This window comes from Paenibacillus sp. FSL R7-0198 (assembly GCF_038000415.1).
Classification (GTDB): Bacteria; Bacillota; Bacilli; order Paenibacillales; family Paenibacillaceae; genus Paenibacillus.
Window position 1 is genome coordinate 1,683,451 of the sequence record NZ_JBBOCB010000001.1, and the last position, 26,321, is coordinate 1,709,771.

Annotated in this window: 21 protein-coding genes; 7 read left to right on the forward strand and 14 right to left on the reverse strand. The window is 45.5% G+C overall.

What is annotated here, in order from left to right; all coding sequences use genetic code 11:
- Window positions 1-6: 6 nt before the first annotated feature.
- Window positions 7-483 carry a DUF6790 family protein gene (locus MKY87_RS07160; protein ID WP_026080959.1) on the reverse strand — a complete coding sequence of 159 codons (477 nt, stop codon included), beginning with the start codon at window positions 481-483 and terminating at the stop codon, window positions 7-9.
- Window positions 484-906: 423 nt separating this feature from the next.
- On the opposite strand from MKY87_RS07160, the gene MKY87_RS07165 reads away from it, so the two are divergent.
- Window positions 907-1,332 (forward strand): Rrf2 family transcriptional regulator, encoded by a 426-nt coding sequence (locus MKY87_RS07165; protein ID WP_036668516.1) that lies wholly within the window; start codon window positions 907-909, stop codon window positions 1,330-1,332.
- Between the two features lie 111 nt (window positions 1,333-1,443).
- Entirely contained in the window at window positions 1,444-2,301 is an 858-nt protein-coding gene (locus MKY87_RS07170; RefSeq protein ID WP_340963524.1) for an SDR family oxidoreductase, read from the forward strand.
- A 187-nt stretch (window positions 2,302-2,488) separates the two neighbouring features.
- Here the strand turns inward: MKY87_RS07170 and MKY87_RS07175 are convergent, their stop codons facing one another.
- The 7 genes from MKY87_RS07175 to rnhA form a co-directional block, all read right to left on the reverse strand.
- Window positions 2,489-3,028, reverse strand: coding sequence for an RNA 2'-phosphotransferase (locus MKY87_RS07175; protein WP_340963527.1), 540 nt, complete (start codon window positions 3,026-3,028; stop codon window positions 2,489-2,491).
- 35 nt (window positions 3,029-3,063) lie between these two features.
- The gene (gene imm48, locus MKY87_RS07180; RefSeq protein ID WP_340963530.1) at window positions 3,064-3,501 is read right to left on the reverse strand and encodes an Imm48 family immunity protein; all 438 of its coding nucleotides are present in this window, start codon (window positions 3,499-3,501) and stop codon (window positions 3,064-3,066) included.
- 131 nt (window positions 3,502-3,632) lie between these two features.
- Window positions 3,633-4,874, reverse strand: coding sequence for a transcriptional regulator (locus MKY87_RS07185; RefSeq protein ID WP_253439511.1), 1,242 nt, complete (start codon window positions 4,872-4,874; stop codon window positions 3,633-3,635).
- 181 nt (window positions 4,875-5,055) lie between these two features.
- Window positions 5,056-10,749, reverse strand: coding sequence for a S8 family serine peptidase (locus tag MKY87_RS07190; RefSeq protein ID WP_340963535.1), 5,694 nt, complete (start codon window positions 10,747-10,749; stop codon window positions 5,056-5,058).
- A gap of 553 nt (window positions 10,750-11,302) precedes the next feature.
- Window positions 11,303-12,292 carry a serine/threonine protein kinase gene (locus tag MKY87_RS07195; RefSeq protein ID WP_091028275.1) on the reverse strand — a complete coding sequence of 330 codons (990 nt, stop codon included), beginning with the start codon at window positions 12,290-12,292 and terminating at the stop codon, window positions 11,303-11,305.
- A gap of 300 nt (window positions 12,293-12,592) precedes the next feature.
- A complete protein-coding gene (locus MKY87_RS07200) occupies window positions 12,593-13,462 on the reverse strand; it encodes an alpha/beta fold hydrolase (protein ID WP_338588062.1) in 870 nt (289 codons plus the stop codon).
- 332 nt (window positions 13,463-13,794) lie between these two features.
- Window positions 13,795-14,448 carry a ribonuclease H gene (gene rnhA, locus MKY87_RS07205; protein WP_339790043.1) on the reverse strand — a complete coding sequence of 218 codons (654 nt, stop codon included), beginning with the start codon at window positions 14,446-14,448 and terminating at the stop codon, window positions 13,795-13,797.
- Window positions 14,449-14,578: 130 nt separating this feature from the next.
- Between rnhA and MKY87_RS07210 the strand changes: the two genes are divergently transcribed.
- Window positions 14,579-15,145: a DUF421 domain-containing protein gene (locus MKY87_RS07210; RefSeq protein WP_339790041.1), complete on the forward strand. Its 567-nt coding sequence runs from the start codon at window positions 14,579-14,581 to the stop codon at window positions 15,143-15,145.
- A gap of 355 nt (window positions 15,146-15,500) precedes the next feature.
- On the opposite strand, the gene MKY87_RS07215 is transcribed toward MKY87_RS07210, so the two are convergent.
- The 4 genes from MKY87_RS07215 to MKY87_RS07230 all read right to left on the reverse strand — a co-directional run bounded on the left by MKY87_RS07215 (window position 15,501) and on the right by MKY87_RS07230 (window position 20,698).
- Window positions 15,501-16,706, reverse strand: a complete 1,206-nt coding sequence (locus MKY87_RS07215) for an acyl-CoA dehydrogenase family protein (RefSeq protein ID WP_340913858.1) — start codon at window positions 16,704-16,706, stop codon at window positions 15,501-15,503.
- Window positions 16,707-16,814: 108 nt separating this feature from the next.
- Window positions 16,815-17,891 (reverse strand): dimethylsulfone monooxygenase SfnG, encoded by a 1,077-nt coding sequence (gene sfnG, locus MKY87_RS07220; RefSeq protein ID WP_340963542.1) that lies wholly within the window; start codon window positions 17,889-17,891, stop codon window positions 16,815-16,817.
- A 176-nt stretch (window positions 17,892-18,067) separates the two neighbouring features.
- Window positions 18,068-19,225 (reverse strand): FMNH2-dependent alkanesulfonate monooxygenase, encoded by a 1,158-nt coding sequence (gene ssuD, locus MKY87_RS07225; protein ID WP_339310200.1) that lies wholly within the window; start codon window positions 19,223-19,225, stop codon window positions 18,068-18,070.
- An 18-nt stretch (window positions 19,226-19,243) separates the two neighbouring features.
- Window positions 19,244-20,698: a 4-hydroxyphenylacetate 3-hydroxylase family protein gene (locus MKY87_RS07230; RefSeq protein ID WP_340963545.1), complete on the reverse strand. Its 1,455-nt coding sequence runs from the start codon at window positions 20,696-20,698 to the stop codon at window positions 19,244-19,246.
- A gap of 284 nt (window positions 20,699-20,982) precedes the next feature.
- Here MKY87_RS07230 and MKY87_RS07235 point away from each other — a divergent pair, with 284 nt between their 5' ends.
- Complete coding sequence (locus MKY87_RS07235; RefSeq protein WP_340963547.1) at window positions 20,983-21,612, forward strand: TetR/AcrR family transcriptional regulator; 630 nt, start codon at window positions 20,983-20,985, stop codon at window positions 21,610-21,612.
- 121 nt (window positions 21,613-21,733) lie between these two features.
- Here the strand turns inward: MKY87_RS07235 and MKY87_RS07240 are convergent, their stop codons facing one another.
- Both MKY87_RS07240 and MKY87_RS07245 read right to left on the reverse strand, forming a co-directional pair.
- Window positions 21,734-22,501, reverse strand: a complete 768-nt coding sequence (locus tag MKY87_RS07240) for an ABC transporter ATP-binding protein (protein ID WP_340963550.1) — start codon at window positions 22,499-22,501, stop codon at window positions 21,734-21,736.
- A 2-nt stretch (window positions 22,502-22,503) separates the two neighbouring features.
- The gene (locus MKY87_RS07245) at window positions 22,504-23,613 is read right to left on the reverse strand and encodes a FecCD family ABC transporter permease (protein ID WP_340963552.1); all 1,110 of its coding nucleotides are present in this window, start codon (window positions 23,611-23,613) and stop codon (window positions 22,504-22,506) included.
- A gap of 133 nt (window positions 23,614-23,746) precedes the next feature.
- On the opposite strand from MKY87_RS07245, the gene MKY87_RS07250 reads away from it, so the two are divergent.
- The 3 genes from MKY87_RS07250 (at window position 23,747) to MKY87_RS07260 (ending at window position 26,295) form a co-directional block, all read left to right on the forward strand.
- Window positions 23,747-24,811, forward strand: a complete 1,065-nt coding sequence (locus MKY87_RS07250; RefSeq protein WP_340963555.1) for an ABC transporter substrate-binding protein — start codon at window positions 23,747-23,749, stop codon at window positions 24,809-24,811.
- A gap of 163 nt (window positions 24,812-24,974) precedes the next feature.
- Window positions 24,975-25,397 (forward strand): MarR family winged helix-turn-helix transcriptional regulator, encoded by a 423-nt coding sequence (locus MKY87_RS07255; RefSeq protein ID WP_340963557.1) that lies wholly within the window; start codon window positions 24,975-24,977, stop codon window positions 25,395-25,397.
- 58 nt (window positions 25,398-25,455) lie between these two features.
- Window positions 25,456-26,295: an alpha/beta hydrolase gene (locus MKY87_RS07260; RefSeq protein WP_340963558.1), complete on the forward strand. Its 840-nt coding sequence runs from the start codon at window positions 25,456-25,458 to the stop codon at window positions 26,293-26,295.
- Window positions 26,296-26,321 lie beyond the last annotated feature (26 nt).

The window sequence follows — 26,321 nt, forward strand, 5'->3', positions numbered from 1 at the left end:
TACAGCTTAGTGCATTACCCAGATTCCACCAGCCAATACGGAGAGAACCGTGATAAACGTTTGATACACCACATCCATAATGAGATTCCCGATACTGTCTCCATCTGCCTTGCGATTTTTAATCATGACATAAGTATGTGACCAAAGACCACTTAATCCGTATATGTACATCGTTACCAATACACCAACCCAAAAGTTCCCCTGGAACCAGATGGCCATAATCCCCATAACTCCAAGCCCTACCTGGGAAAAACCGTATTTAACCTGAAATGGTCCACCAGGCCATCCTAACATTTTGGCTGTCTGATCCGCTCTGGCAATGTTGACAACATAACCAATCACTCCAACCAATCCAAACGTAACCACAAACTGATGAAGCAGCAATACTCTGCTAATCTCGCTCATTTCTCCGGGAAAACCTAACACATATAGGTGTACTCCCCCTGAAATTAGACCTAACAACCATAGAACCAAAAACCACATGCCTGTCCCACTCCCGCCGTTTGTTATTTGGAATCATTTGTAACTAAATGTACAATCTTGTAGATACACACATTATATAATCGCTTTTACATTTGTCAATTCATACATAATTTTCTATTTTGTCGAAGCTTTTGTCCTTTTTCTTCTACTGTACGCAAACAAGAAAACCATATAGTTCCATTTAACTTGAAAATAATAGGAATTAAGCCCTATTATTACATTAAAAGGTTTGAAACCTACTTCTTTTTTAACGCTTCAAAAGAACCACAACTCATTTATTTGACATAGGTGATAGTTCAATTATCATCTGTTTAGTCAGATACGATTACAGGATAACAGCAACTATCAATTCACATATGATATAAAAGAATTGACAACTAATCACTTTGTAACTATTATAGTTACAACGGTGGTGATTATCCCATGAGACAAATCAGCAGTCGCTTTTCCATTGCGGTTCATACCCTGTCCCTGATCGCTGTTATGCCCAATGAATGCACCGGAGATGTTATCGCGCAGAGTGTGAATACAAATCCCGTGATTATTCGGCGGATTATGTCCAAGCTGAAACAGGCGGGTCTGATTGACGTCAGACCCGGTGTGGGCGGTGCTTCCTTGTTGAAAGATCCAGCCGACATTACCCTTCTTGATGTATATCGAGCGCTTGAGGTCGTGGAGGATGGGGAATTGTTTAACTTTCACAAACATCCGAATCCGAAATGTCCGGTCGGCAACATGATTGAACACACCTTGCGTGCCGAACTCATTGAGGCTCAGACAGCCATGGAACAGCGCTTGAATCGTGTAACCATACAGCAGATGATGGATCAGATTCATGTCTCTGAATAAAAAAGCTCATTATGAGCTTTTTTTAACCCTTTCGTTGTAATCACACCTGTTATAACATTTTTGATTACATCCATATGCAACCAACAACACATATCCTAGGAGGAAAAGAAAATGAAAATTTTGGTTACTGGCGCAACAGGTCATTTGGGTTCACTGGTTGTAGAGGCATTGTTAAAAACGGATTCTGCCAAAGATGTGGCAGTAAGTGTACGTAATCCGGAAAAAGCTGAAGCACTCCGCACTCAAGGCGTTGACGTGCGTCACGGTGATTTCGATCAACCGGAGACGTTGGAGAAAGCTTTCGCCGGTGTAGACCGTCTGTTGCTCATCTCGACTGATGGTGACAATGAAACGCGTATTCGCCAACATCAGGCTGCCATTGACGCTGCCAAGAAAGCAGGCGTGGGTTTCATCGCTTATACAAGCGTTGTGAATGCAGAGAAAAATACCCTTTCCCTGGCGGAAGTCCACCGCGCTACAGAAAAAGCTATTCGTGAATCCGGCATTCCGTATTCTTTCCTGCGCAACAACTGGTACCTGGAAAATGAAGCAGGCAGTGTACAAGCAGCTACGCAAGGTGCACCTTGGGTTCATGCCACCAATGACAGCCAAGTAGGCTGGGCTACCCGCAGTGACTACGCCCATGCTGCAGCAGCTGTACTCGCAAGCGAAGGACACGAGAATACCGTATATGAACTGTCCGGCAAACTACGCACGCAAGCTGAACTGGCTGCCATTGTTGGTGAAGTGCTTGGGCAGGAAATCAACGTGCAAAACGTGGACGGTGCCGCTTACGCTGACATCATGAAAGGCGCAGGTCTACCGGACTTTGTTGTATCGATGCTTGTTGATATGCAAAGTGCCATCCGTGAAGGCGCATTGGCTGTAGAGAGTGATACTTTAGAGAAATTGCTTGGCCGTCCGGCTCAGCCACTTAGCGAAGGTATTAAAGCGATTGTAGGCAAGTAAGTTTTGAATATAAGAAAGGGACACACCAACAAATGTTGGATGTGTCCCTTTTTTGTGTAGCTAGAGATCAATACAATGATATTCCCGTTGTACGAATGACCGTACACTCACCCGTTGATTGCGACTGCTGTAATTCGAGATAGGTATTTATGTTTTCCACAACAGTTCATCACTCATTGTACACTGCTCACTGCTCAAGAATATAACTTGCGGGAATATGATCGGCCAGCCAGATATTTTCGTTTCCATGATAAAAGAGGATTCCATCTGTGGCAGCTTGAGCAGCATTGATTTTCAAAATAACAGGCTGATCATCCCGTCTTCGTCCCACCTGATTGGCTGTATCAATATCTGCGGACAGATGTACATATTGCCTTTGCCGCGGCTGTAAGCCATGTTCCATAATAGAATTCACTGCGCGTGCCGGAGTCCCATGGTACAGGGTTTCCGGTGGCTCAGCAGATAACTTCGATATCTTATGGGGTGTCGAATGTCCATACAATGCCCGGATACGGCCAGAACGGATTTCATGTCTCTTTTTCTCCGAGGCTTGAATCATCTGCTCCAGATCGGCTTGCGTGACTTCCTTCCACTGCGGACTTTCATGTAAAGCCACCAGCAATTGCGAGATTTCCACCCAACCCTCTTCATCCAGTTCCAACTCATACTCCCATGGTGCATGTCGCAGAGCGTATGAGAGTTCTTTGCTTAATTTCATCAGATCCAATGCAATCATCTCCCACATCTAATAAAACCCGTATATTACTGCAATTGAACCGCTGTTAAAATCTCCTGAATGTTACGTTCCAATCCTTCATCGTCTTCCTGATTGAATTGGCGGTGTCCATCAATCCCACGTTGGATAATCGTATTCATCACCGGATGAACCTCACGATCGGAAGCCACCCGAATCAGATCATCGGCAAAATCAACCGCCTGCTGTTCACTGTAATTAAACGGTTTAATCAGCATCCGAATGCTCAAGGCATGGGCCTGTGGCTCCGCCAGCTGATCCCGATGAGTGATGCCATATACCGCGCCAAAACCAAAAGCAGCCATGACCTGACGCTCCAGTTCACTCGTTTGTTCCAAAGGGGTGCCAATCAGCTCACACATTTTGTCCACCATCTGCTCCAGTTCGTTTGCCGCCGCACCCAGAATTACATCATTAATATCATCAGCGTTAATAAATTCAGTCATATTGGTTTTCTCCATTTCTGCACCGTATTTAATCTATTTCCTCAGACTCTATGAAAACATTGTATCGGAGTTAGGGTATTCCTTTCAAATCACCCCTATGTTGTCGAAGCTTCTCTTACTCGTATATTAACCTATATAAGTGAAGCCGCTTGTGATTCAAAACGATTTTTTGCGAGCCTGAGTGCCTTATCCTTTTCACCATGATTCATATAGTACTGAAATAATATCTCTTCATAACGTTCGGCGAGATACTGGGAACCCAGTTCACGATAATAAGGAAGAATTCGCTCTTCTATCATTTCATAATATGCTTGCTCCTGCCCTTGTAAAATGACAGACTGAAGTTCTAATTCCATATAACTTGCATCTGAAACAAGTTTAGAGTTATGCAAGGCTTTCAGAGACATGTCCAATAGTTTGTTTGCAGGAATGAGATTCCCCAGTCTGTTCGATTCTATGTAATTATTGAGTACCATCAGGTATAACGGTTGTTTCTCCGGAATGATATCAAGCGCTTGTCTGTACCAGTAAGCAGCATCCTCATATTGCTTTCGCCGGTTATATTCATAACCCAGATTGTTCAGCAGCTTTGCTTTTCGATCAGGGAGCCCACAATCATCACTAATCCGAATCAGATTTTCATATCTGCGTTTCGTCTCAGGAAAATCATGATATTCGCGGGAGTTGAGCTGGACCAGCATAATGGTTTCGGTGTCAATGATCCGCACCATATTGAGCGTTTTCCGAAAATGCTGGATAGCTTTCTCAGCGTAATAGTAAGACGTAATGTTCGAATATATCGAGTGATATGCCAGAGACAAATGATAAAAGTACTCATGATTCGTATATTTGGACTGATTGATTGAAGTTAACGTCTGGATGGATTTGCGATAATGTCCTGTAAGGAAATAGTAAATCCCCATCACATGGTGATAAAAATAATGTTCATATGAATGCTCCGATTCATCCGGAATTTCAACTTCGGCTATAAGTCTCTCGGCTTCATTGATATTGTTCATAAACAAGTAAAATCGGATCTGCAGCAAGTCATAGGATAAACGCAAATCAGGTATACCTTTTAACGGTTCTTCTTCCAACTTGTCTTTTAGGCGAATAGCTTCAGCTGTTCTCTGCATAATAATGGCCTCTTGCCATGAATCCAGAAGATCGATCATTTGATGATATCTGGCTACTTCCCTTGCCATATCAATATGTAGTCGATCACAGAGCATGTCCATAATCTCCTGTGAATACTCTGTCATTCCCCGCTCAATTTTGCTCAGATGTGTGACCGAACAGATTCCCTTTACCAATTCACCTTGAGTTCGTCTATTCTTCTCCCGATAAAATTTAATAATCTTCCCTTCAATCATCACTACACCTCTTTTTACCCATCATTTTATTCCTAATTATAGGGTTCGAATATGGACACTGCCAGTTATATATTGGAGTCTGACATACTTGGGAAGAGAGTTTTAGGAACTCAACGAAGTAAAATAACAAAAAAATAAGAGACCCCTCTAATGTTAGAGGAACCTCTTATCCTTGTACTTTTTATTTGAGCAGCGTAAGTAAATTGTGAACCGTTTGGGCCGTTTCGGCACGAGTAGCACTATTTTGGGGTTTGAATTTCCCGTCAGTAGAACCTTTCATTACACCAAGATCGGAAGCTTTAGCCACAGCTTCTTTTGCCCAAGATGCAATGTTTGCTTCATCCGTATAATCGGCAACCGCTGACTTGGTATCGTTTGATTGGGATTGATATTCGTATGCTCGCATCATGAGCACGGCCATTTCTTCACGTGAAATGGTTTGGGTCGGAGCAAACTTATCATTCGTCATTCCCTGAACCAGACCTGCTTGATACGCCGCAGCCACGCTGTCTGCATACCAGGCATCCTTACTCACATCACCAAATGGCACATCGTTACCTTTCACCTCTAAACCAAGGGTTCTCACGATTAAAGCGGCGAATTCGGCACGAGTCGTTTCACCTTGGGGATCAAACGCAGTCTCTGTTTTGCCTGTCAGCATATGTTTAGCCGATAGAGACTTGATTGCTTCACTTGCCCAATGCGTTGGTGCCACGTCTTCGAAGGATTTATCGTAAGCGAACAGAGCATACGTGCCCAAATCAGACAATTGGGAAGTCACGGTACCCTTCTCTTCATCTACGATCCCACCTACGTAATCCCATTGATCCGCAGATAGATGTTCATGATACATTCCAATCAGATCACTGTTTAACTCTCTGCTGTAATGGAGTGTCAGGGTAACATCTTCAGGAAGTGAGGATAACGATAATTTCTCACTGGAAACCTGAAGGTAAAGTTCAACTTCGTAAGCGGCACTTGCGGTTGCCCACGTAAGACCTAGTTTCGTTTCTGGTGCTTTCACATCTTGTTTCCTTATATCCAAAACGATCTTGCCACCAGCAGAACCAGGACCTCCTTTGGTTTGCAGTTCTTTCAATACGCTAGATGGGATGGTGAGTGATAGTACACCTTGCTGAGATAGTGTGAGTGTATTCGTACCCAACAAATCCCCCGTATTGACAGGTAACTCGACTTTTTTACCGACCGTAATATCCACATTCGCTGTACCGTTAGTCGCATTTTTCAACTCTTTTTCTGTAATGACCTGATTTTGGCTTGCATCTGGTTCTGTGGTTGGTGCAGGCGCAGGGGTCGCAGAAGATCCGCCGCTACTATTTCCCGAACCGCCACCATTATTCCCAGAACCACCACTGTTCATTTCCTGAATTTTATTGAGGAAGTAACCCAGGTCTTTGTCACCCATTTGCAAGACAGGCTCCTTGGTAGAATAGTTAGCGGTCATTCCAAAGTTATTCGTAATATAATTCACTTCAGCGTCTCCTACATAACCATCCTGGTCAATATCGGCGATCTCATCTGAAGTATGATAATGTTTCGTTACAAGCTCCATGTCATAGATATCGATGGCTCCATCCCCATTAATATCTCCAGCATACGTAAAGTCTGACGAATTCAGTTGATTGATACCATAATATTCGCCATTAATCGTCTTGCTCAGAACGACTGCTAGCTTGGAAGGTAAATGACCGGGAACTCGTGTGTAGATAGTCGTCATTTCTCCAGTAGCCGGAATTCCATCGATGAGGAACTCACCATATTTTTGCAAAGTCCCTTCATATTTCTCTCCGGAAGCCGTCTCCGCATAAACTTCAATGCCCATTGCGGAATAGTCATTTGCAAAATCCAGATACTCTCCATTGACCATAAAAGCTTCGGGACGTACATAACCATATGTTCTTGAAGATTTGGAGATCACTTCATAGCTGTCTGTGTTAAACGCGGCTAATGTCAATTTCTCTTCGTTCTCTTTCATGCCAACCGTAGTGTATTTCACTTCAAGAAATGGTACGTCGCTTTTCTTAAAATAGAATTCATCCTTCGGTACATCAAAGATAACTTGGAACAAATCAAGATCCCCTGTGATTCCTTCAAAGGATCCACCTGAGATGGATGCCTCAAAGCTGAGTTCTCTTGGGGTCACTACAGGATCACTGAATTTCACTTCAGCACCTGTGGCATCCAGTAATGCCTGCAGCTCAGGTGTTGGCTCAATCCGATCCAATTGTTTATAGTCATACATTGATTCCAGGGTAACCGAAATACGGTTCAACTTCTCTACATTGTTCAATTGAATGGTCTGGGTAATGGTATCTCCTTTACGCACTTGTTCTTTGTCATATTTACTAGTCGCATAAGGTTTGCCTTCGGAAATAAAGCCATAGCGGTGGTCCTTGACGGGATTGGCGGCTGTACCCACATCCATTCCAAAGAGTCGAAGTTCGTAACCATGATCATATTCTTCTTTGGTAATACCAAATGATATGTTTCCTTCTTTGGAAACAGGCAAATCACCGGAATAGAAGGGACTGCCATTCTCGTAGAAGATGACACGATTGGACGATTGATCATAAGCCGTAATTCCATTATCAACAAACGTTTGGATGGTTGAATCGATAGCTGTGCCATCATACCAGACGCCCTGTCCACCTTCCCTTTCCGTCAACATACTATCGTTGAGCTCATATACACCAGGCTCTATACCCAAATCAATCTCGGGGGCTGTATTGTCCACAACCACCAATGTTTCGTATGAATACTGCCGGGATTCAGAATCCGTCCCAATGATTTCAAGTGTGTAATTGCCCTCAGGGATAAATCGTGCAACGTTGGAGATCTCCCCATTTTCAATCGGAAATGCGTAACCTTTAAACAAATTCAGGATCATATATTCTATTCCCGGAAGCATGGACTGCGAATTCATTGTACCTACAAAGCCGATCTCCTCACCAGTTGCGCGATCCTTCAGCAACACATCCACAGAATCCATAGGACTGCCCAAAAGAATGGTACTCAGTGTCATCCGGTTCAGGAACTGATGAAATGGAGTATCGTTTGTGACGGATGGTGGAATTAGCTCCACCGAAGCAATGCCCTTTTCGCTAATACGGATAGAAAATGGGATCTGAATATGATCCGCCACATTTTCCGTATCCAGATATACATATCCTTCATATCGGCCGCTTGGCGTGCCCTGTGGTATATCCACTGTAACGGTCATTTCTTCCGTGCTTCCGCCATTTATAGTAATCGATTCCGGAAGATCTACATTTAGATTCATATCATTTAACAGCTTGATGGAAGTGTTATACGTTTTGACAAGGTCCCCTTTATTCTCTATTTTAACGGTCCGGCTGTCAGATACGATTCCCTGGCCGTCTTCTTCCAAATAGGCATTATCAAATACGATGGAACCTGTAATTTCATCAATAAGGATCGATTCGTCATTCGAGAAGTGAATGGTTTTATCCTGAACTTTGGCCAATACGGATGTGTGGACTGCCCGGTAAGGATCTACTCGGCCTGCGCCTACTTCATATACGGAATAATTCCCGTTCAGATCAACAGCCGTATTCATAAGAGCTGTCTTCACATCAAAAGGTGTATATTCTTCATGTGCCTGAAGCATAAGTGCAGCAATACCCGCCATATGCGGGGTTGCCATGGAAGTACCCGAAATCCGTGCATAGGCAATATTATAATTCTCACCCGTATGATCATTCACAAATACAGGATAGGTTGAAAAAACAGCTACGCCCGGGGCTACGATATCGGGTTTAATATCATCATTCACGGCGGCTGGACCTCGGGAACTGAAATCGGCCAGTTTATTTCCTTCCGTAACGGTTTGGCCTGCTGCGCCAAAGGTGACTGTCACGCCGTTCAACTCTTTTAGTTTTTCCCCAAGATCTCTCATCATCTGGAACGTGGGAATATACCCGTTCATTTCACCCAAATAATTGGGGATGGTTCCTTCAACATTATTATAAATGATTGCTGCTGCCGCCCCTGCTTTTCTTGCGTTGACGATCTTGGCATCGAGTGCAATATCTCCCCGAGCGATTAGGGCAACTTTGCCCTGTACATCAATACCTTCAAAATCAAAAGCATTACCAAGCCCTGCATAAACAAGTTCGTAGGTTTTGCCTTCAAGCGCAGTCAAATCGTCAGTAAAATCTTTACCAAACAGAGGTAACGCCTCAGTATACGTTGCCGCAGGTGCTTCTTCCGTTGGCGCTTCTTCTTCTGCTGCTGGAACTTCTTCTAATGCAGGTGTTTCTTCTGCTGCTGGTGGAACTTCTACATCTGTTGCTGGTGTCTCTTCTTCTGTTGCTGATGCTTCTTCATCTGCTACAGATGGTTCTTCTGCTGTTGGTGGAGCTGCCTCTTCCACTACAGGAGTTTCTTCCTCATCTAATGCCTCTTCTTCTACTTCAAGTGTTTCTTCTTGCTCCACTACAGATGTTTCTTCACCCTCAGAGGGTGCTTCTTCTTCCATTTCAGGTGTTTCCTCTGTTTCTCCCGCACCTGGATTGTTATACACATCCAGAGTCACAGTTGCCGTAGGAATAGTTAACGGAACATCTGAAGCACCAATCGTAATGGCCAGTGCGCTCGCGCCTGGTGTACCTAACGTACCTTCATTGGGTCCATCATTACCTGCCGCAACCATACTCACCACGCCTTGCAGCATCGCATTATTCAGTGCAATTGAAGAAGGATCCAGCGGATCATTCGTGGCAGCCCCTAAGGATAGATTGATAACATCAAGTTCATCTTCAATAGCCTTGTCAATTCCGGCAATAATGCCACTCATCTCACCACTTCCACCAGGGCCAAGTACACGGTACACATATAAGTCTACGTCTGGAGCGACACCTTTTACAGCATGCCCCACATCATTTTTGGCCTGCCCAGCGATGGTTCCCGATACGTGTGTTCCATGGGAAGTATAATAATCTTCTGCTAATACACCTTGCTCCTTATAGCCCGAATTCTCCCAATCTTTATAGGTCGTCTCCATCGGGTCTGCATCGTTATCAACAAAGTCCCATCCTTTAACTGTCGTTGGATCTACTTGCTTTGGATCCTCACCCGCATGAGCGCGATACCCTTTATACGCCCCTGTTAAATCCGGATGATTATAATCAATTCCGGTGTCCAGTACACCCACTTTGATTCCCTTACCAGTGATACCCTCTTCATGAAGTTTGTCGATTCCGAGATATGGCACACTATCAGCCATTCGAGGTTGTATTCCGGATGCAGATGCAAATTCACTTGATGTGTCTGTTTCTGGCAGATCAAGTACCACTTCCTGGTCAGCCCATACTTTTTTCACAACTCCGGATTTCATCAGATCTTCTACGGCTACGCCAGGGACTGTTAACGCAACACCATTTAGTGCGGTTTCATACTCCTGAGTGATTTGGATCGAGGCAGCATCATAAGATAGCCCTCTCTTCTGCTGCAAAGACTTAATGTGCTGCTTGAATTGCTGATGATTTTGTTTTACTCTGCTTGCGGCCGTAAGCTCTGACAACTTCTCATTTTTTAGTCCAGCCCGTTTCAAGGCAACGGCAGCGGGTTCGCTATTGAATTGGATGATCACTTTGACCAAATCGTTACTTTTGGTATTCACCTTGGAGTCGATGACTTCACCGTCCATGACTTGAAGCTGATTCAAAGCTTGTCTTTCTTCTGGCGTGAGTGATTGTAGAATGGACTTAGCGCTTTCACTCTGCTGTAGAGGACCATAAGAAGGTGCTGCGTAAGCAGGTAAGGAGAACATGGAAGACAACATGACTCCTGCTGCTACTAAACCGGATAACCATCGGGTTGATTTTCGTTTCATTTTATACCTCCTGCGATTTACGATCAGATTAGGCTTATCGTATTCCGCAGCGTAGGGGATGTAAATTGGGGTAATTGAGTATGTTAATAGAAGAATCAGTTTGTTACCCTTCGGAAAAATTTACATATGAATAGACCGAATTATCTAATTTAGTGACTTTATTTAACAAATTCAGGATTCTATTCTTTTATTCACAACTGAATTTGATAAACAAGTTTCTTTAGACCTAAAATCACTTTCGAAAATGAAGAGTTTTTTCAAAAATAAATTACTTTTTTTGTTATTTTTTGATTGGATTCAATTAAACATCTGTTAAAAAACGCGAAAAAAGCTTACACCATTGTTCTAAACAGAACGAGACATGTAAGCTTTTTTAACGTATATCTCGAATGGATGGCATTGGTAAAGAATGATGTATTCTATAAACTATAAAAGAAAACAAGCCAGTCCACCCCATATGTGAGGGTAAGAACTGGCTTGTTTATGTTTACACCTATTTAACGGCTATGTTTCATTGAAACGTCTCTACTTTATGAACATAGGTTATGACTGCTTACGCCGTCTCATGTTGCTTTTTCGACTCCACTTCATAGACCTGCGTATGTTCATTCTCGGCCAAAGACCATTCCACTGTACCTGGTTTGCGCACTTTCCATACCCAGGCTTGAACTCGCAGCGAGCTTCTGACCCATGCTAAAGAGGCACAGCGTTTCTCAGACCGAACCGTCAACCCCCAATGAATAACACGAGCAAGCCAAGGATTCACATACTCATTATGTGAGCGAACAGATGGCAATTCATCCTGGAACAACCGCTGTTTCACGTCCATAGGGGGTTGCCCGCATGTCCAATAATGGAGCAGAGCTGCCAAACTATAGATGTCCGACATCGGTCCCTGACTGGATTTCTCCGAATAAAACTCCAGCGGAGAATAACCTGCCGATGTAAATATCACCTGTTTCTCTCCGGATTGCATTGGCCAACGGGTAGCTGAGCCAAAGTCCAGAAGTTTGGGTGTACCATCCTCCATAACCATAATGTTGGAAGGTTTCACATCCCGGTGAAGAATGCCTTGCTTATGTATGTAATCCAATGTATCCACCAGTGGAAGCAGCGTCTCCGTTATGAAGGCAGCATCAAGAGCATGATTATGTTCATTCAAATACTCGGTCAATGTGATTCCCGTGCAGTATTCCATCACCAGATACCCCGTATCATTCGCTTCAAAATGATCCAAATACGAAACAATATGAGGATGATCCAGTTTTGATAACAATTCACCTTCGAGCAGAAATGCAGCCAGTAACTCCTGATATTGCCCACCGTATCCTCGCGAAGAGCAGAACACCCCTCGCTTGTCTGCCTGACGTTCAGCCAGTCTCTGTGGGAAAAATTCCTTAATGGCTACCTTGGCACCTGTGTTACGATCTCGCCCTGCATATACAATAGCCAACTCACTGCTGGCTAATACCTGTCTTATTTGATATGTATCATTTATAATTACATTGCGTTGCAATGCCATTTTGCAATTGTCTTTTCTCATAACCAGACCTCTTTTCAACCTTGTCAATCGGAAGACTTTCCGCGTAAATGCATCATTTGGTTCAACCAGTAAGCAATTCATCGCCAACTATACATATAAACCAAATGATGCAATTTGAAACACCTTCACGCGAAATATTTAAATATAAATGATATCAAGCCTTCTACGATCCACTGCTAATCCCTATCCACACTATTCTATAGAAGAAAAGGACTCTCTTATATAGAGTATCGACAGAAGGATGTAATTACTTAATTAAACTGGAGAAAAACATTTCTCATCCTTCATTTGCAGCTTTTATTAATAATTATTCTGTAAAAAACGTCCGATTTCCTCGTTCATCTGAACCAATACGTCCTGTGAAGGAAAATGTCCTGTATCATACTTGATGGCTTTTACATTCGTAATAATCTTTTGAGCTCGCTCAATACACTTATCCGCAGGGAAAAAGACATCCTTCTCCCCTACCAATAACAAGGTTGGTGACGTATAATTCACCAGTTCTTCTCGATCCGTGAGCTTGGGCAGATCCTGCTCTATGCTGACGTATTTAAAAAGTTTGCCGATAATGTTTTTATCCATTTCTTTCATGCAGTTGCACGACATGTTGTCCGTAATTTTTTGCAAAGAAGATGGTGAAGACGTCATGCGGTACTTGACGAGTGGCAGCGTGATATCCTGAGCTGTTTTAATTTTGGAATTGACCGCAAGACCAGCAGGAGCAACCAATACAGCACACGAGATGCGTTCCGGAATATAGGTAGCCAGTCTGAGGATAATGCCTCCTCCAAACGATGGACCGATAAATGCACTCTTTTCAATATCATAGTGATCCAGCAGATCCGACACCCATAAAGCCAAGCTATCAAACCGTGTGGAGATACTCGCTTCCTCACTATAACCAGGATGACCAATCGTATCAGGAGCAATAATCCGGTATTCCTTAAATAAGGAAGAGAACCATGACAACGTCATCGGATTCACACAATTACCGCCCTGGAGAATAAATAACGGCTTGCCATCTAGAGGACCCGTCAGTAAAACATGCGTCTTGCCAAAACGCGTCTCTACATACTCACGCGTAAAATCCTCACCCAACTCGTTCAAATAAATCTCATACTCTTCAAGTATGCTGCTCTTGCCTTCTTCACTTCTATAAATGGAACTCATGTCTGCCTCCTGCAATATATACTCAAATAACCCATTCTAGTGAATGGACTTGCTAATCGATGGACCAAAAAGATAAAGAGGGCCTGCAGATGACAGGCTCCTCCATATGTTTAACTAATCATATTCAGATGATTATAGAGCGGAAACTGGAAATTGTAAATAACGATTCTAATAGACCAGAAATAAAGGAGGCATCCTTTGGATAAATCAATTTTATAACTCACTAAAAATGGATTTTTGTGACTAGATATAGACAAATTAAACCGCTTTGATCTATATCTAGCCTTGAGTGAAGCAGCTACAGGTATTATGAAATTGATACGGATAAATACTTACTTCCGGCCGTAATCCGCCTTGATTTCGCCCCACTGCTTGGTCTGCCATTTTAGCACTTTATTGCTGTACGTATTTGTCTGGAGCCACTGCTCCGCACGATCGATCATCAGCCAGATTTCTTCCGTGGAGTTGTCTCTTGGTAACGTTGTGGCTACTTTTTTCTGCTTTAGCCATTTCATGGCATTGACCGAGTCGGTATACACCGTTTTGGTACTGCCTTCTTTTTTCAAATGTGCGAGGGCATGTACAATGGCCAAAAATTCGCCCAGATTGTTCGTGCCTTTGGAGATCGGTCCGACGGAAAAAATAATCTCACCGGTACGGGTGTCTACCCCTTTGTATTCTACAGGTCCGGGGTTACCACGTGTGCCCACATCAACAGAGATGCTGTCGTAATCCACTTCCTCCGACGTTTCCATGCCTGCACTTCTTCCGGTACCAGCCGACTTCGTCTTCGACGCTCCGCCTGCACTAGAACCCCAGTTTCCTTTCCATCCGGCACGATACGCTTCTTCTGCGGCTGCTTTGGACTCATAGGATTTATATTTTGCTCCAGTATAATGATCCGTCTGTGCTTTGCAATCTGCCCATGTGTTATACACACCAGGTTTCTTGCCTTCCCAGACAACATAATATTTCTGTTTTGCCACTGTGACCCACTCCTTTGTTCACTTCATCAATACCCTATTGTAAACGATTGGGAGGGGGGAATGAAAGTTAAGTTGTTCGTCCAAGCTAAGGAATACGAAACATGATTTGGTATAGAAAGGAATACAACCAATGGACTGGATATGGAAATCCATCTTGCTTGTACTGATTGGCATGATTCTGCTACGGATTGCTGGACGTAAATCCATCTCGCAAATGAGTGTAGCCACGACAGTCATTATTATCTCGATCGGAACAACGATCGTGCAGCCAATTGCGAATCATGAGTTAGGCAAAGCGATCGGGTCAGCGGCGGTATTTATCGTCATGCTTCTGATCGTTGAACAATTACAGTTGAAGTTTAATTGGTTTGAAAAAATGATGAGCGGAAAATCCAAGGTTGTCGTGGAAGATGGGAAGTTGAATTTACCGAATCTGAAACATATGCGCTTTTCCGTGGACCAATTGGAGATGCAGTTGCGGGAAAAAGGAATTACAAGTATTACCGATCTGGAAACGGCCACGATGGAACCAAACGGGCAACTCGGTTATGTGCTCAAACGACACGCGCGCCCAGTAACCATTGGTGATTTGGAATCACTCCTGAAGCAAGGTACGTGGCCCACGGAATCCAAAAAACTGTTCCAGGAGGTCATCCAGGATGGACACTCTCGTCCGCTGGACTCCACACTGGAATAGCTACTGCCTGTCCCTCGTCGCAAAAGAAAAGGAAGAGGCTGTCTCAAAAGGAATTCCGCCTCGTTCCAATGGCTAACGAACCTACCGCACCTTAAAAGGCAGATCATCAACGGTTGCAAGATTTAACGAACCTCAGTAACGCTATTTCGTCATAAAAGGGCTCCCAAACCTAAAAAATCCAGTGAATCGACGAAATAGCGTCTCTATGATTCGTTAGATCTCAGATCTGGGCAAAAGGGAGCGAATAGCGTGTGTCAGGTTCATTAAACCAAAACAAAATAAAACTGCAAAGAGGATGTCCCCGTCATATTCATGACTCATGGGGCATCCTCTTCCTTTTCAGTTTCTGTGTGAATTAATCCCCTCCCTCGTACCACAGCTCCAGTGGCAGACCAACCAGAGACTTGCCAATCCACTCTCTGGCGATATTGTTGGAGGGCCCCATGGCAATGCCTGCACGCGCGTCACGGAAGAGACGTTCAAACACGCCTTTTTTATAACCATAACCTCCGGTAACATCCAGTGCTGCTTTGGTCGCTTTATTCGCAACTTCGGCAGCATGAATTTTGAATTCAACCAGCGGCAGGAACAGCTCAACTTGCGGTCTCCCCTGTGCCTGAAGTTCGTCCAGCTGCCGCGCAAGTGATAACTGCCAAGGCTTCAAGCTGGAGATTAGCACCTTCACTTCAGCCAACTGCTGGCGGATGATCTGGTAATCGGCTAAGCGCTTGTTAAAATCCCGATGAACCATGCCCTTCACATATTCGGATGCAGCCTCAAGCGCCGCCTCGGCAACTCCAAGCCAGGTTGAGCCCAGGCCGATCAAATATACGGGCGATACACCACTCTCCAGGATTTCGCGACCCTGCCCCTCGGTTCCGAGCTTATCCTGAGCTGCAATTCGGACACCTTCATATTTAATGGGTCCGCTATGGTTACCACGAACACCGAGTGCATCCCACACGCCGGAAGTAATGCCTTCCAGTTGTCCATCGACAAGGAAGAAGCTCACATCTGTCGGGGTTTGCGCTCCTGGCGTGCGAGTCTGGGTCACATAAAAATCAGCCTGTCCCGAGCTTGTCGTGAACGACTTTTCGGCATTCAGAATATAATCCTCGCCGTCTCGGGAAGCCTCGCTGAAATTAAACCACCAGTGACCTCCCGAAGCACGCTCACTTGTGGAATACGTACCTATAGCGCCATTACGTACCGGCTTCAGCCAGCGCTCCTTCTGATCCTCATCTCCGTAGAGAGCTATCGTCTGAACGGCTCCAACATGCATGACATACACCAGTGAAGTCGAAGGGCATCCCTTGGCAATTTCTTCTGCCGCAATCGCAAAGGCAACATGATCCAGTCCCCGTCCACCGAAGCGCTCGGGAATCAGCACCCCATTCCATCCAGCCTCAGCAAGGGCGGACAGATTCTCACGCGGGAAACGGCCCTCACGGTCAATCAGCTCAGCACGTGGTTTAATGACTTCGTCGACAATCCCCCGAATTTCAACTCTCAATTGCTCATAGTCTGGCCGGGTGTGAATCGTGTTTGATTGAATACTCATAGTGTCATCTCTCCTCTAATTATAATAGGGGTAAATCCCTCAAAAACACGGATACAGATGTGCCAGTCCAATTCACTTCATTCCATCTATTAAAAATGGATGGTCTTCTCAGGTAGCCGCTACCCGGTTTAGTGCAGCCTCCTTCTCTCTAACCAGCGGGATTACCTTCTCACCGAAAGCCCGAATATCCTCATCGTAATGAAGAAAGCCAGTAAGAATGAGATTTACTCCAACCTTTTTCAACGCAATGATGCGGTCTGCCACCTGCTCCGGGGTACCAATCAAACCGGTTTTGAACCCGTCATTATATTGCACCAGGTCGTCGAAATTGGAATTCGCCCACATTCCCTCCTGTTCAGGTGAAGCTTTGCCTGCAAATTGAACCTGACTGCGGAAGCCCTCCACGGCCTCGGGGTCAGCATGCAGAATAATCTGGCGCAGTACTTCCAATGCTTCTTCTTCCGTATCCCTCACGATGACAAAAGCATTTACTCCGAATTGCAGCTTGCGGTTGTAGGACGCAGCCCGCCCAGTCACATCCTCAATCTGGGTACGGAAGCCTTCGATGTTATTCCCGTTCATGAAATACCAATCCGAGACTCGTGCAGCCATGTCGCGTGCAGCCGCCGAATTCCCTCCCTGGAACACAGGTGGAAGTGCAACCGGTTTGGGTTTGTGTGGCGCTTCATGAATACGGTAAAAGTCTCCCTGGTGATTGGCTTCTTCTTGCGTCCACAGCTCCTTTATGACACGGATGAACTCTTCCGAGCGACGATAACGCTCGTTATGGTCCAGCCACGGTTCTCCAAATCCATGAAACTCTCCCTTGAACCAGCCGCTGACAATATTTACGGCAGCTCGTCCCTTGCTGATATGATCAATCGTCGTGATCGCTTTCGCTACTGGACCGGGATGCCATAATCCAGGCAATATGGCTGCTATCAGTTTCAAGCGATCTGTAACCACAGCCAGTGCGGAGGCAAGAGCAATGGCTTCCAGTTGATTATCAGCGCCGTAGCTGGCCATAAATCTGGTTTGCAATAACGCATAATCAAAGCCCACATCTTCTGCGATCTTGGCATACCTCGCGTTATCCTCAAATGACCAGCCTGTTTTTTGCGGGATGCTGGAGATAACCAGCCCCCCACTTACATTAGGAACCCAATACGCGAATTGCATGGACATGTTGAATCACCTCTTCAATGGAATGATATATAGGCAAGGGCCAAGGCCCTCTCTACCGGAGTGGAATACAACAAAAAAGACACCTACAATCTATAAGTTTGAGGGTGCCTTTAGTTCGTCTAATCGGCCAGAATGTATGATGTTTTTAATGGAGAGATCGTAAAAAGCAGACCCTATCATTTGGAAGCCGCAGGCGCTTTTACCACATGATCAGGAATGTTATTATTGGCGATGATCTCGCCAAAAGGGCTAATAAACGAGCGCTCGCCGTTATCGCCATATTGTGCATAATTGAGCTTCGGAAACAACAGCTCAGCTGTACGGTAGGCTTCTTCCAGATGCGGGTACCCTGACATAATGAAGGTCTCAATCCCTAGTGCCTCGTACTCCCTAATTCTCGCTGCAACCTGGTCAGGATCACCTACAAGTGCTGTACCGGCACCCCCTCTGACCAGTCCAATGCCTGCCCACAGATTTGGGCTGATCTCCAGATTGGAACGATCCCCATTATGCAGTCTGGCCATTCGCTGTTGACCGACGGAATCCATGCGAGCATAGATCTTCTGGGCAGAAGCAATCGTCTCTTCATCCAGATGAGCGATCAGGTCATTCGCGGCCTGCCAGGCCTCCTCTGCGGTTGGACGAACGATTACATGAAGTCGGATGCCGAAGCGCAGACTTCTTCCCTTTCTGGCAGCAAGCTCTCGCATTCGGTTGATCTTGGCCTCTACCTGGTCAGGTGGCTCACCCCACGTCAGGTATACGTCTACATGCTCGGCAGCCACCTCCATGGCAGCTTCAGAGGAGCCTCCAAAATAAAGTGGAGGATAAGGCTTCTGAATGGTCGGATACAGAACCGATCCACCGTTGACCTTTAAATATTTGCCCTCAAAATCGACTTCTTCGCCCGCCAGCTCCTTGCGCCATATGGTTAGAAATTCATCCGTCAATGCATAACGTTCATCATGATCCAGGAACACCCCGTCTCCCTCAAGCTCGATCGGATCCCCTCCGGCTACGACATTGATCAAAAGTCTTCCTTTGGAGAAGCGATCCAGTGTACTCGCCATTCGTGCCGCCGTGGTCGGAAGCATCAGACCCGGACGTGCAGCGACCAAAAACTTCAGCTTGTCCGTTACCGACACCAGAGAGGAAGCAACAACCCAGGCGTCTTCACATGATTTTCCCGTAGGTAGCAACGCACCGGCAAACCCAAGCTCATCTGCAGCTTGCGCAACCTGCTTGCAATAATGATAGGTCACTGCCCTGGCACCTTCTCGGGTGCCCAGAAATCTTCCATCCCCATGTGTCGGGATAAACCAAAACAATTCCATTTTTCTCTCTCCTCCTGCTCAATTGGTGGCTACTCTGCCCTTGCTGTTCTCTTGAATCAGCTTCCAGACAGGACCTGTTAACGACAATTTGTCATGTCGAGTGTAATGGGACGCGAGCCCCCGGATCGGATCACCTGCGTAAAATTTTTCATATAACAGATGTCTTGCGCCAAGCGGACTGCCGATGAGATCCCAAGCCAGCTTGAACAGCTCCACTTTTTTCTCTGCACTTACCGCAGCCCCTTCAAAATACAAATGCATAAATTCGGAAATCGGACCGTAGAAGTCCTCAATTCCGGAAGGGGTCTGAACAAAGCCACCTGCGCCGACTTGTTGAAGTATCTCAACAGCCCGTGGATAATATTTGGTTCCCAAACTTCGCGCCGTCTCTACATACGTCAGATCAGGAACGAGCACACCTGCCGCATCAGGCACGGCTTTGGCCTCCGCTGCAATAATCAGCGCCTTGATTACGTCAATTTGTGTCAGCAGCTCACCCAGTTTCTCCTGAATATGCAGAAATCCGGTTACGCCAATCGACTCAGCCACTGCAAAGGCCACACCCGTGACAAATTCCAGCTTGGCTACAAAGCGCACAACATTTTGGTGGAAGGCCAATCCATTGGCTGTACGGTTCCCGCGAAGCTTCAGGACCTTGTCAGAATCGCCGTAGAGAAGCACCCTCTCCCAAGGAATCAGGACATCATCGAAAAAAAGGACTGCATCCATCTCATCGTACCTTGCACTGAGCGGATGATTCCGTTCTCTGGCATCAGCAAATGACTCCCTGCACACAATATGCAGTCCTGGTGAATTGGCGGGTACAATCAAGACATGCGCATGTTTCTGATGTCGGGTCTGAAATTGCAGGAACGAAAAGATCAGAAAGTCATGCGTATACGGTGCACCTGTCGCAATCATTTTGGCTCCTCTAACCACAATCCCTTCCGAAGTTTCCTTCACCACATGCAGGAATCGCTCTGCAATCCGCTGGTCATCCAGTCCGCTGGAACGATCAATCTGGGGATCAATAATGGCTGTTGTCAGAAAGAGGTCGCGGTCTCTGGCCTCATGGTAATAGGTGCTGATTTTATCCGCAAATTGCGGGTCCAGGTCGGATAATTCGTGCCGTGCAGCATACCATCCGGTTACCATGGAACGGGCATAGTCGGATAACCGGCTCATCATGCCATTGGTGCTGGAAGACCAGACTGCAAAGGACTGACTGCGTTTGTTCAATTCGGCTGCTGTGTGCGGTATGAGAAATGAGCTGTGTGCATATCGCTCCTGTCCCTCGAGAGCATAGCCCACTTGCTCCCGTTGAAGAGGATCATCCAGCATATTAAACAACTGCCTGATGGTGGATAGTGTGCCTTTAAAAGCCGCATGTTCGGAAATATTCTTCACCTGCTGCCCTTCCAGCCAGACACGTCGTCCATCCTCCAGACTGGATATGAAAGTATCTCCCCTCAAAATGTCACCCCTTACTTAAATTTTATTTTTCCGATTGATTTGCTATGTTTTATTGTTTATCATAGCTAATATCCATTGGATCGCAACAATCAATGAGTCCAAATTTGACGGTTAACAAACACAAATGCTTGATCTGTCGGGCAACGCCAAAATAAACTACAATCCGGCTTGATTTGAAGGTACCTGCATCTTAAGCGCATTCCCATGGATGCATGAAATGCGGATCTAGACGATGTTGCTTAACCAACAAAAAATACTAATCTGTTGTTTTGAGGTGATATGGAATGAATGAAACTCGAGGTGTCGACCGAAGAATTTACAGAACCCGTGTCATGATCTCTGAAGCTTTTTTGAAAATGATGAAGAAGCAGGATTACGTGGAAATCAGTATCGTGGACATTGCTGAACAAGCGAACATCAACCGTTCAACCTTCTACGCCCACTTTATAGACAAAGAGGATTTACTGGACAAGATGGTCAACGAGAAATTGGAGTTGCTGGAACATGTACTCAGTGAACGGTCTGCTGCCATGGATGTGGCCCTTTCTTTTACCGAGCCTGACCCGATCTTTGCGGTCCTGTTTGAGCACATCTTTGAGCATGATGAGTTCTACCGGGTCATGCTACTGATCAATCCTGTCGGCAATTTCAGTACCCGGCTGAACGAGGTGATTAAAACTTATTTTTTTCAACGGATTACCCAACTCGGGATGGATCAGAAGGTTCAGGTACCGCTGGACATTTTACTCGATCATCTCAGCTTCTCCACCAGCGGAATTATTCATAAATGGCTTGAAAACAACAAAGTATACTCTCCCCATCATATGGCTTTGCAGCTTACCCGTCTTGCCCGACTAGGTGTCTACACGGCCATGGGCGCGCAGGCACAGGATACACGCTCCCCCCATTCCTGACCTACCTGTTCTGGAGCCAGAGGCTAACTTGACCAACCTCCTCTGAGAAAGCTAAACGCAAAAAACTGCCTTCCAAGCTGAAAATCAGCTCGAAAGACAGTTCACTGGAACACTAGACATATCACCGTGTACTCAGGTAAGCGATGCCCAGGCCGCCCGTAACCGGATTTGTATAGATTTCACAATCGACATCAAATACCTCACCAATCATCTCACGAGTCAGGATATCAGCCGGTTTGCCGTGGACCACAATCTGGCCCTTTTTCACCACATAGAGATAATCGCAATATTCTGCGGCGAGTTCGAGATCATGCAGCGCTGCCAATATGCCAATGCCGAGTCCGCGGACAATATTTAGAATCTGAAGTTGGTATTTGATGTCCAAATGGTTCGTTGGCTCGTCCAGGATCAGGAATTGAGGTTGCTGTGCCAGGACACGCGCCAGTATCACACGTTGTTTCTCTCCACCAGACAGAGACACGTAATTGCGGTCTGCATGTCCAGTCAGATGTACTTTTTCCAAAGCCTGCTCCACGATTTCGTGATCTCGTTCATTATCCGTCTCCAGCAGTTTTTTGTGCGGGGTACGGCCCATCATGACCATCTCACGTACCGTAAAATCAAAACTCAATTCATTAAACTGACCGACAACGCCCATATGTCTGGAAACAAGCTTTGGACTGGATTTGAGAATATCCGTATTATCCAGAAAAACCTTACCTTGCTGCGGTTTGATCACTTTATAGATGCTCTTGAGCAGCGTTGACTTGCCACAACCATTGGGTCCGATCAGTCCAACGAACTGTTTACCGTTTACCTGTAATGAAATATCCTTGATGATGTCCGTGTTCAGCACAGAGATGGATACATTTTCTACGTTCAGCTTCATGTTTAATTTCCTCCAAAACCGTAGCCTTTTTTGACCAGCATATACATAAACATCGGCGCACCAATCATGGCTGTAATGATCCCGATCGGCAACTCCACGCTGGATATCAGGGATCGTGCAATAACATCCGTCCAGATGAGGAAAATGGCTCCAAACAACACGGATACAGGCATCACTTTACGATGGTCGGAACCCACCAGACCTCTGACGATATGCGGAATAATGAGTCCGACAAAACCAATCATGCCACAGCTCGCCACCATGACTCCTGTCACCAAAGCGGTTAACAACATGTACACTCTGCGGTACACACTCAGATTAATGCCCAGTGTAACGGCTGCTTCATCCCCCAATAACATCGTATTAAGAACTCTGGACTGTAAAAGGAAAAATAGAATCGCCACCAGCACGACGATACCCACGAGTGGAAGCTTGTTCCATCCAGAAGCCGCCAGGCTGCCCATGGTCCAGAATGTCACCGTTTTGATGCCTTCAGCATTGTTGGCAAAATAAATAATAAAGTTCGAAAAAGCGCTGCATAACGCGTTAATCACCATTCCGGCAAGCACCAGCTTGACCGACGTCATTTTCCCCCGAATCCCTGCCAAAGTCAGGACCAGTAAGGAGGCACCCATCGCTCCAGCAAAGGCCCAGAAAGCAACCCCCGTCTGACCAAGCCACCCAATCGCACCAAATCCAATGAGTATTGCAAAGGTTGCTCCAAGTGAAGCGCCTGAGGATATACCCAGTATGTAAGGGTCAGCGAGCGGATTCTGCACAGCAGCCTGCATAACAGCACCGCACAAGGCCAAGCCTGCACCGATAAACATCGCCATCAGCACACGAGGAAAGCGAATCTGCCAGATAATATCGGTAAAGGAACCTGCTTCAATGGGTGTTGTTCCCCACTGAAATCCCGTTAATTTGTATAAAAGGATACGATACGACTCCGCCAGTGGAATTTGTACCTGTCCAATGGAAACTGCAATACCTACGGATATAAGTGTAATTATGATTAAAGCTACAATCAGTAAAGCAAACCCGGATTTACTATGAATTAGAGACTCTCTTTTCCCCCTACGCTGTGTCTGAACCTGAACCGTCTGTGCCATCTCTTCCCCCATCAATTCGCGTAAAATGTAGAACAAATTAAATTCAGCTATTTACAAAGCTTTTTCTCGGATTATAATTGAGAATGATTATCTTTGTCAATTTAAAACACATAGAAAAGGGGTTCATCATTTAATGAAATTCACATCCAGAACCATTGGCTTCGCTGCTCTAAGTCTCCTGTTACTGCTGCTTGCAGCCTGCTCGAATGCTTCAACTTCTTCCCCTGCCGAAGAAACGACTTCAACAACGAACACGACAGAAATTTCAGCTCCTGCTGAGAATACCAATAAAACGACGTACCCGCTCACCATTGACAATTTCACGATCTCGGGTGAGGGCGGCGAGTGGAAACCCAAAGTGCAAGTATTCGATAAAGCACCTGAACGTGTTGTTGCGAATACCCAATCTGCGGCTGAGATGCTCATCAAGTTGGGTCTGACTGATAAAATGGTCGGTGTTGCTGCTCTATACGGTTCCGTTACACCGGATGTGGCTGATGATTTTGCCAAAATTCCGGTATTGTCCAAGGATTATGTCGGTAAAGAGCTGGTTGTAGGTGCAAGCCCGGATCTGGTACTTGGACGGGGTGACCTATTCGCTGATGCAGACTGGGGTGTGGGTACCGTCGATGGATTAAATGACATGAATATCCGCACGTTCCTGCAAACGACGAATCACAAAGGCACACTCGACAGCCTGCATAGCGATATTGCACAACTTGGGCAGATCTTCGATGTTCAAGAAAATGCCTCAACATTCACGGAAAGTCTGAAGACTCGTGTTGCAGCCATTAAGGCAAGTGTAGCCGATCAGCCTGAGCATACTTTTGCCTACATCGTACCCGCTACGGAAGACACCATTACCGTAAGCAGCATGCAGAACGATACGTATCAGCTTGATGCACTCGGCCTGTTGAAGCTGAAAAATACGTTTGATGGTGTGCAAGGTGAAGTTAGTGTAGAGCAGCTGATTACAGCGAACCCGGACTACCTGCTCTTGTCCGCTTATGCCGGTTCACCGGATATTGATAAGCTGATTGAGAACCTGTATGCCAACCCTGCCCTGCAAAGCATGAACGCGATCAAGAACAAACAAATTTATGTGACAGATTTCAGCCAGTTCTGGGGTTATGGATATCAAATTCTGGATGGTATTGAGAAAATGGGACAGGAAATGAGTGCCAATCCGATTAAGTAATCCCAGGCGTTGGTTGGTAATATAATATTGCAGTGAAGTATTACAATGAAATAAAAACAAAGGAGCAGGAGAAGAAGTTCTCACTGCTCTTTTTTATGCCGTGAATGCAAGAAATCACGGATCAAAGCTTGACATTAGTTTGATAACAAACTATATTACACATATGAAAACAAGAGACGCTATTTCACTCCTATCCAAAATTAAAGAGAAGGTCAACCGCTTCATCCTTACTGAGATGGCTGAGCAGGGAATCCAGGATCTCGCCACGTCCCATGGGGATATCATCTATGCCCTGTACAACAATCACAGGATGACCATGGCTGAAATCGCCAAAAAAATCGGCAAGGATAAATCCACGGTGACTGCACTTGTGGACAAATTGGTGCGGACAGGATACGTCCTCAAGGAGCGTGATGCAACAGATTCACGAGTTGTTCATGTGGCTTTGACTGCAAAAGGCGAAGAATTAAAGCCTGTCTTTGAAGAGATATCTCAGCGCATGTTGGACGTATTCTATGCGGACGTTACGGAAGCGGAGAAAAAAGAACTGCTTCGAATTTTAATGAAAATTCATGGCAACTTCTAATTTTTTTTTTGGAGGAATAGTTTGATATCAAACTAATAGTTTAGAGGAGGTTTTTGGTATGACGGACTACACTCAATTATTACCGGAACATGAAGTAAAGAAGATCGGAGAACATGATTTACACTTGGAAATATTCCAAGGAACCCCGCCTCATGACGAAGAAACAACGACCAAGAAGCCCCCACTGCTGTTCGTTCACGGTGCATACACAGGCAGCTGGATGTGGAGCAAATATATCCCCCACTTTGTCCAGCACGGTTGGACCTGTTATGTCATGAACCTGAGAAGTCACTACAAGAGTCGGGTCATGGACATGACAAAGATTACGTTTGACGATTATTTGGAGGATATTCGTGAAGTGTTAGCCGGGATCAACGAACCTCCCGTTCTGATTGGCTTTAGCATGGGTGGGATCCTCAGTCAAAAGATTGCAGAAGCCGCTACTCTGGCAGGCCTAGTTGTAATTGACTCCAGTATAAGCAAGGAAGTTCATGGGTTAATCCCCTACCCGGAAAGCAATCGTATCACACCTGGGATCATCATGCCTGCACCTGTCCGTGATGAACTGACCAGTATAGATGAGACGGCAGAAGACATTGCTTTTCAGCGAAAATATCTGCAAACGGAGTCTGCGAAGGCATTTGCTACCTTTTCAGTTCTGTGTGGAGCCGATGGAGTATCCATTAATGGTGATCTGATCTATTGTCCCAGCTTGGTGATCAAAGCTGTTTCCTCTGAAGACGAAGATCGGAGAGGCAAATTAACTGCCAAGCAGCTGCATGCCGAATATGCCGGACTCTGGGATACAACACATACGGGTTTACTGGTAGGCCAACGGTACATGGAATCTGTCGAACTCATCCTTGGATGGTTAAACAGACAGCATCTTTTGAATTAACGGAGAAACTCACAAAATAAAATAAA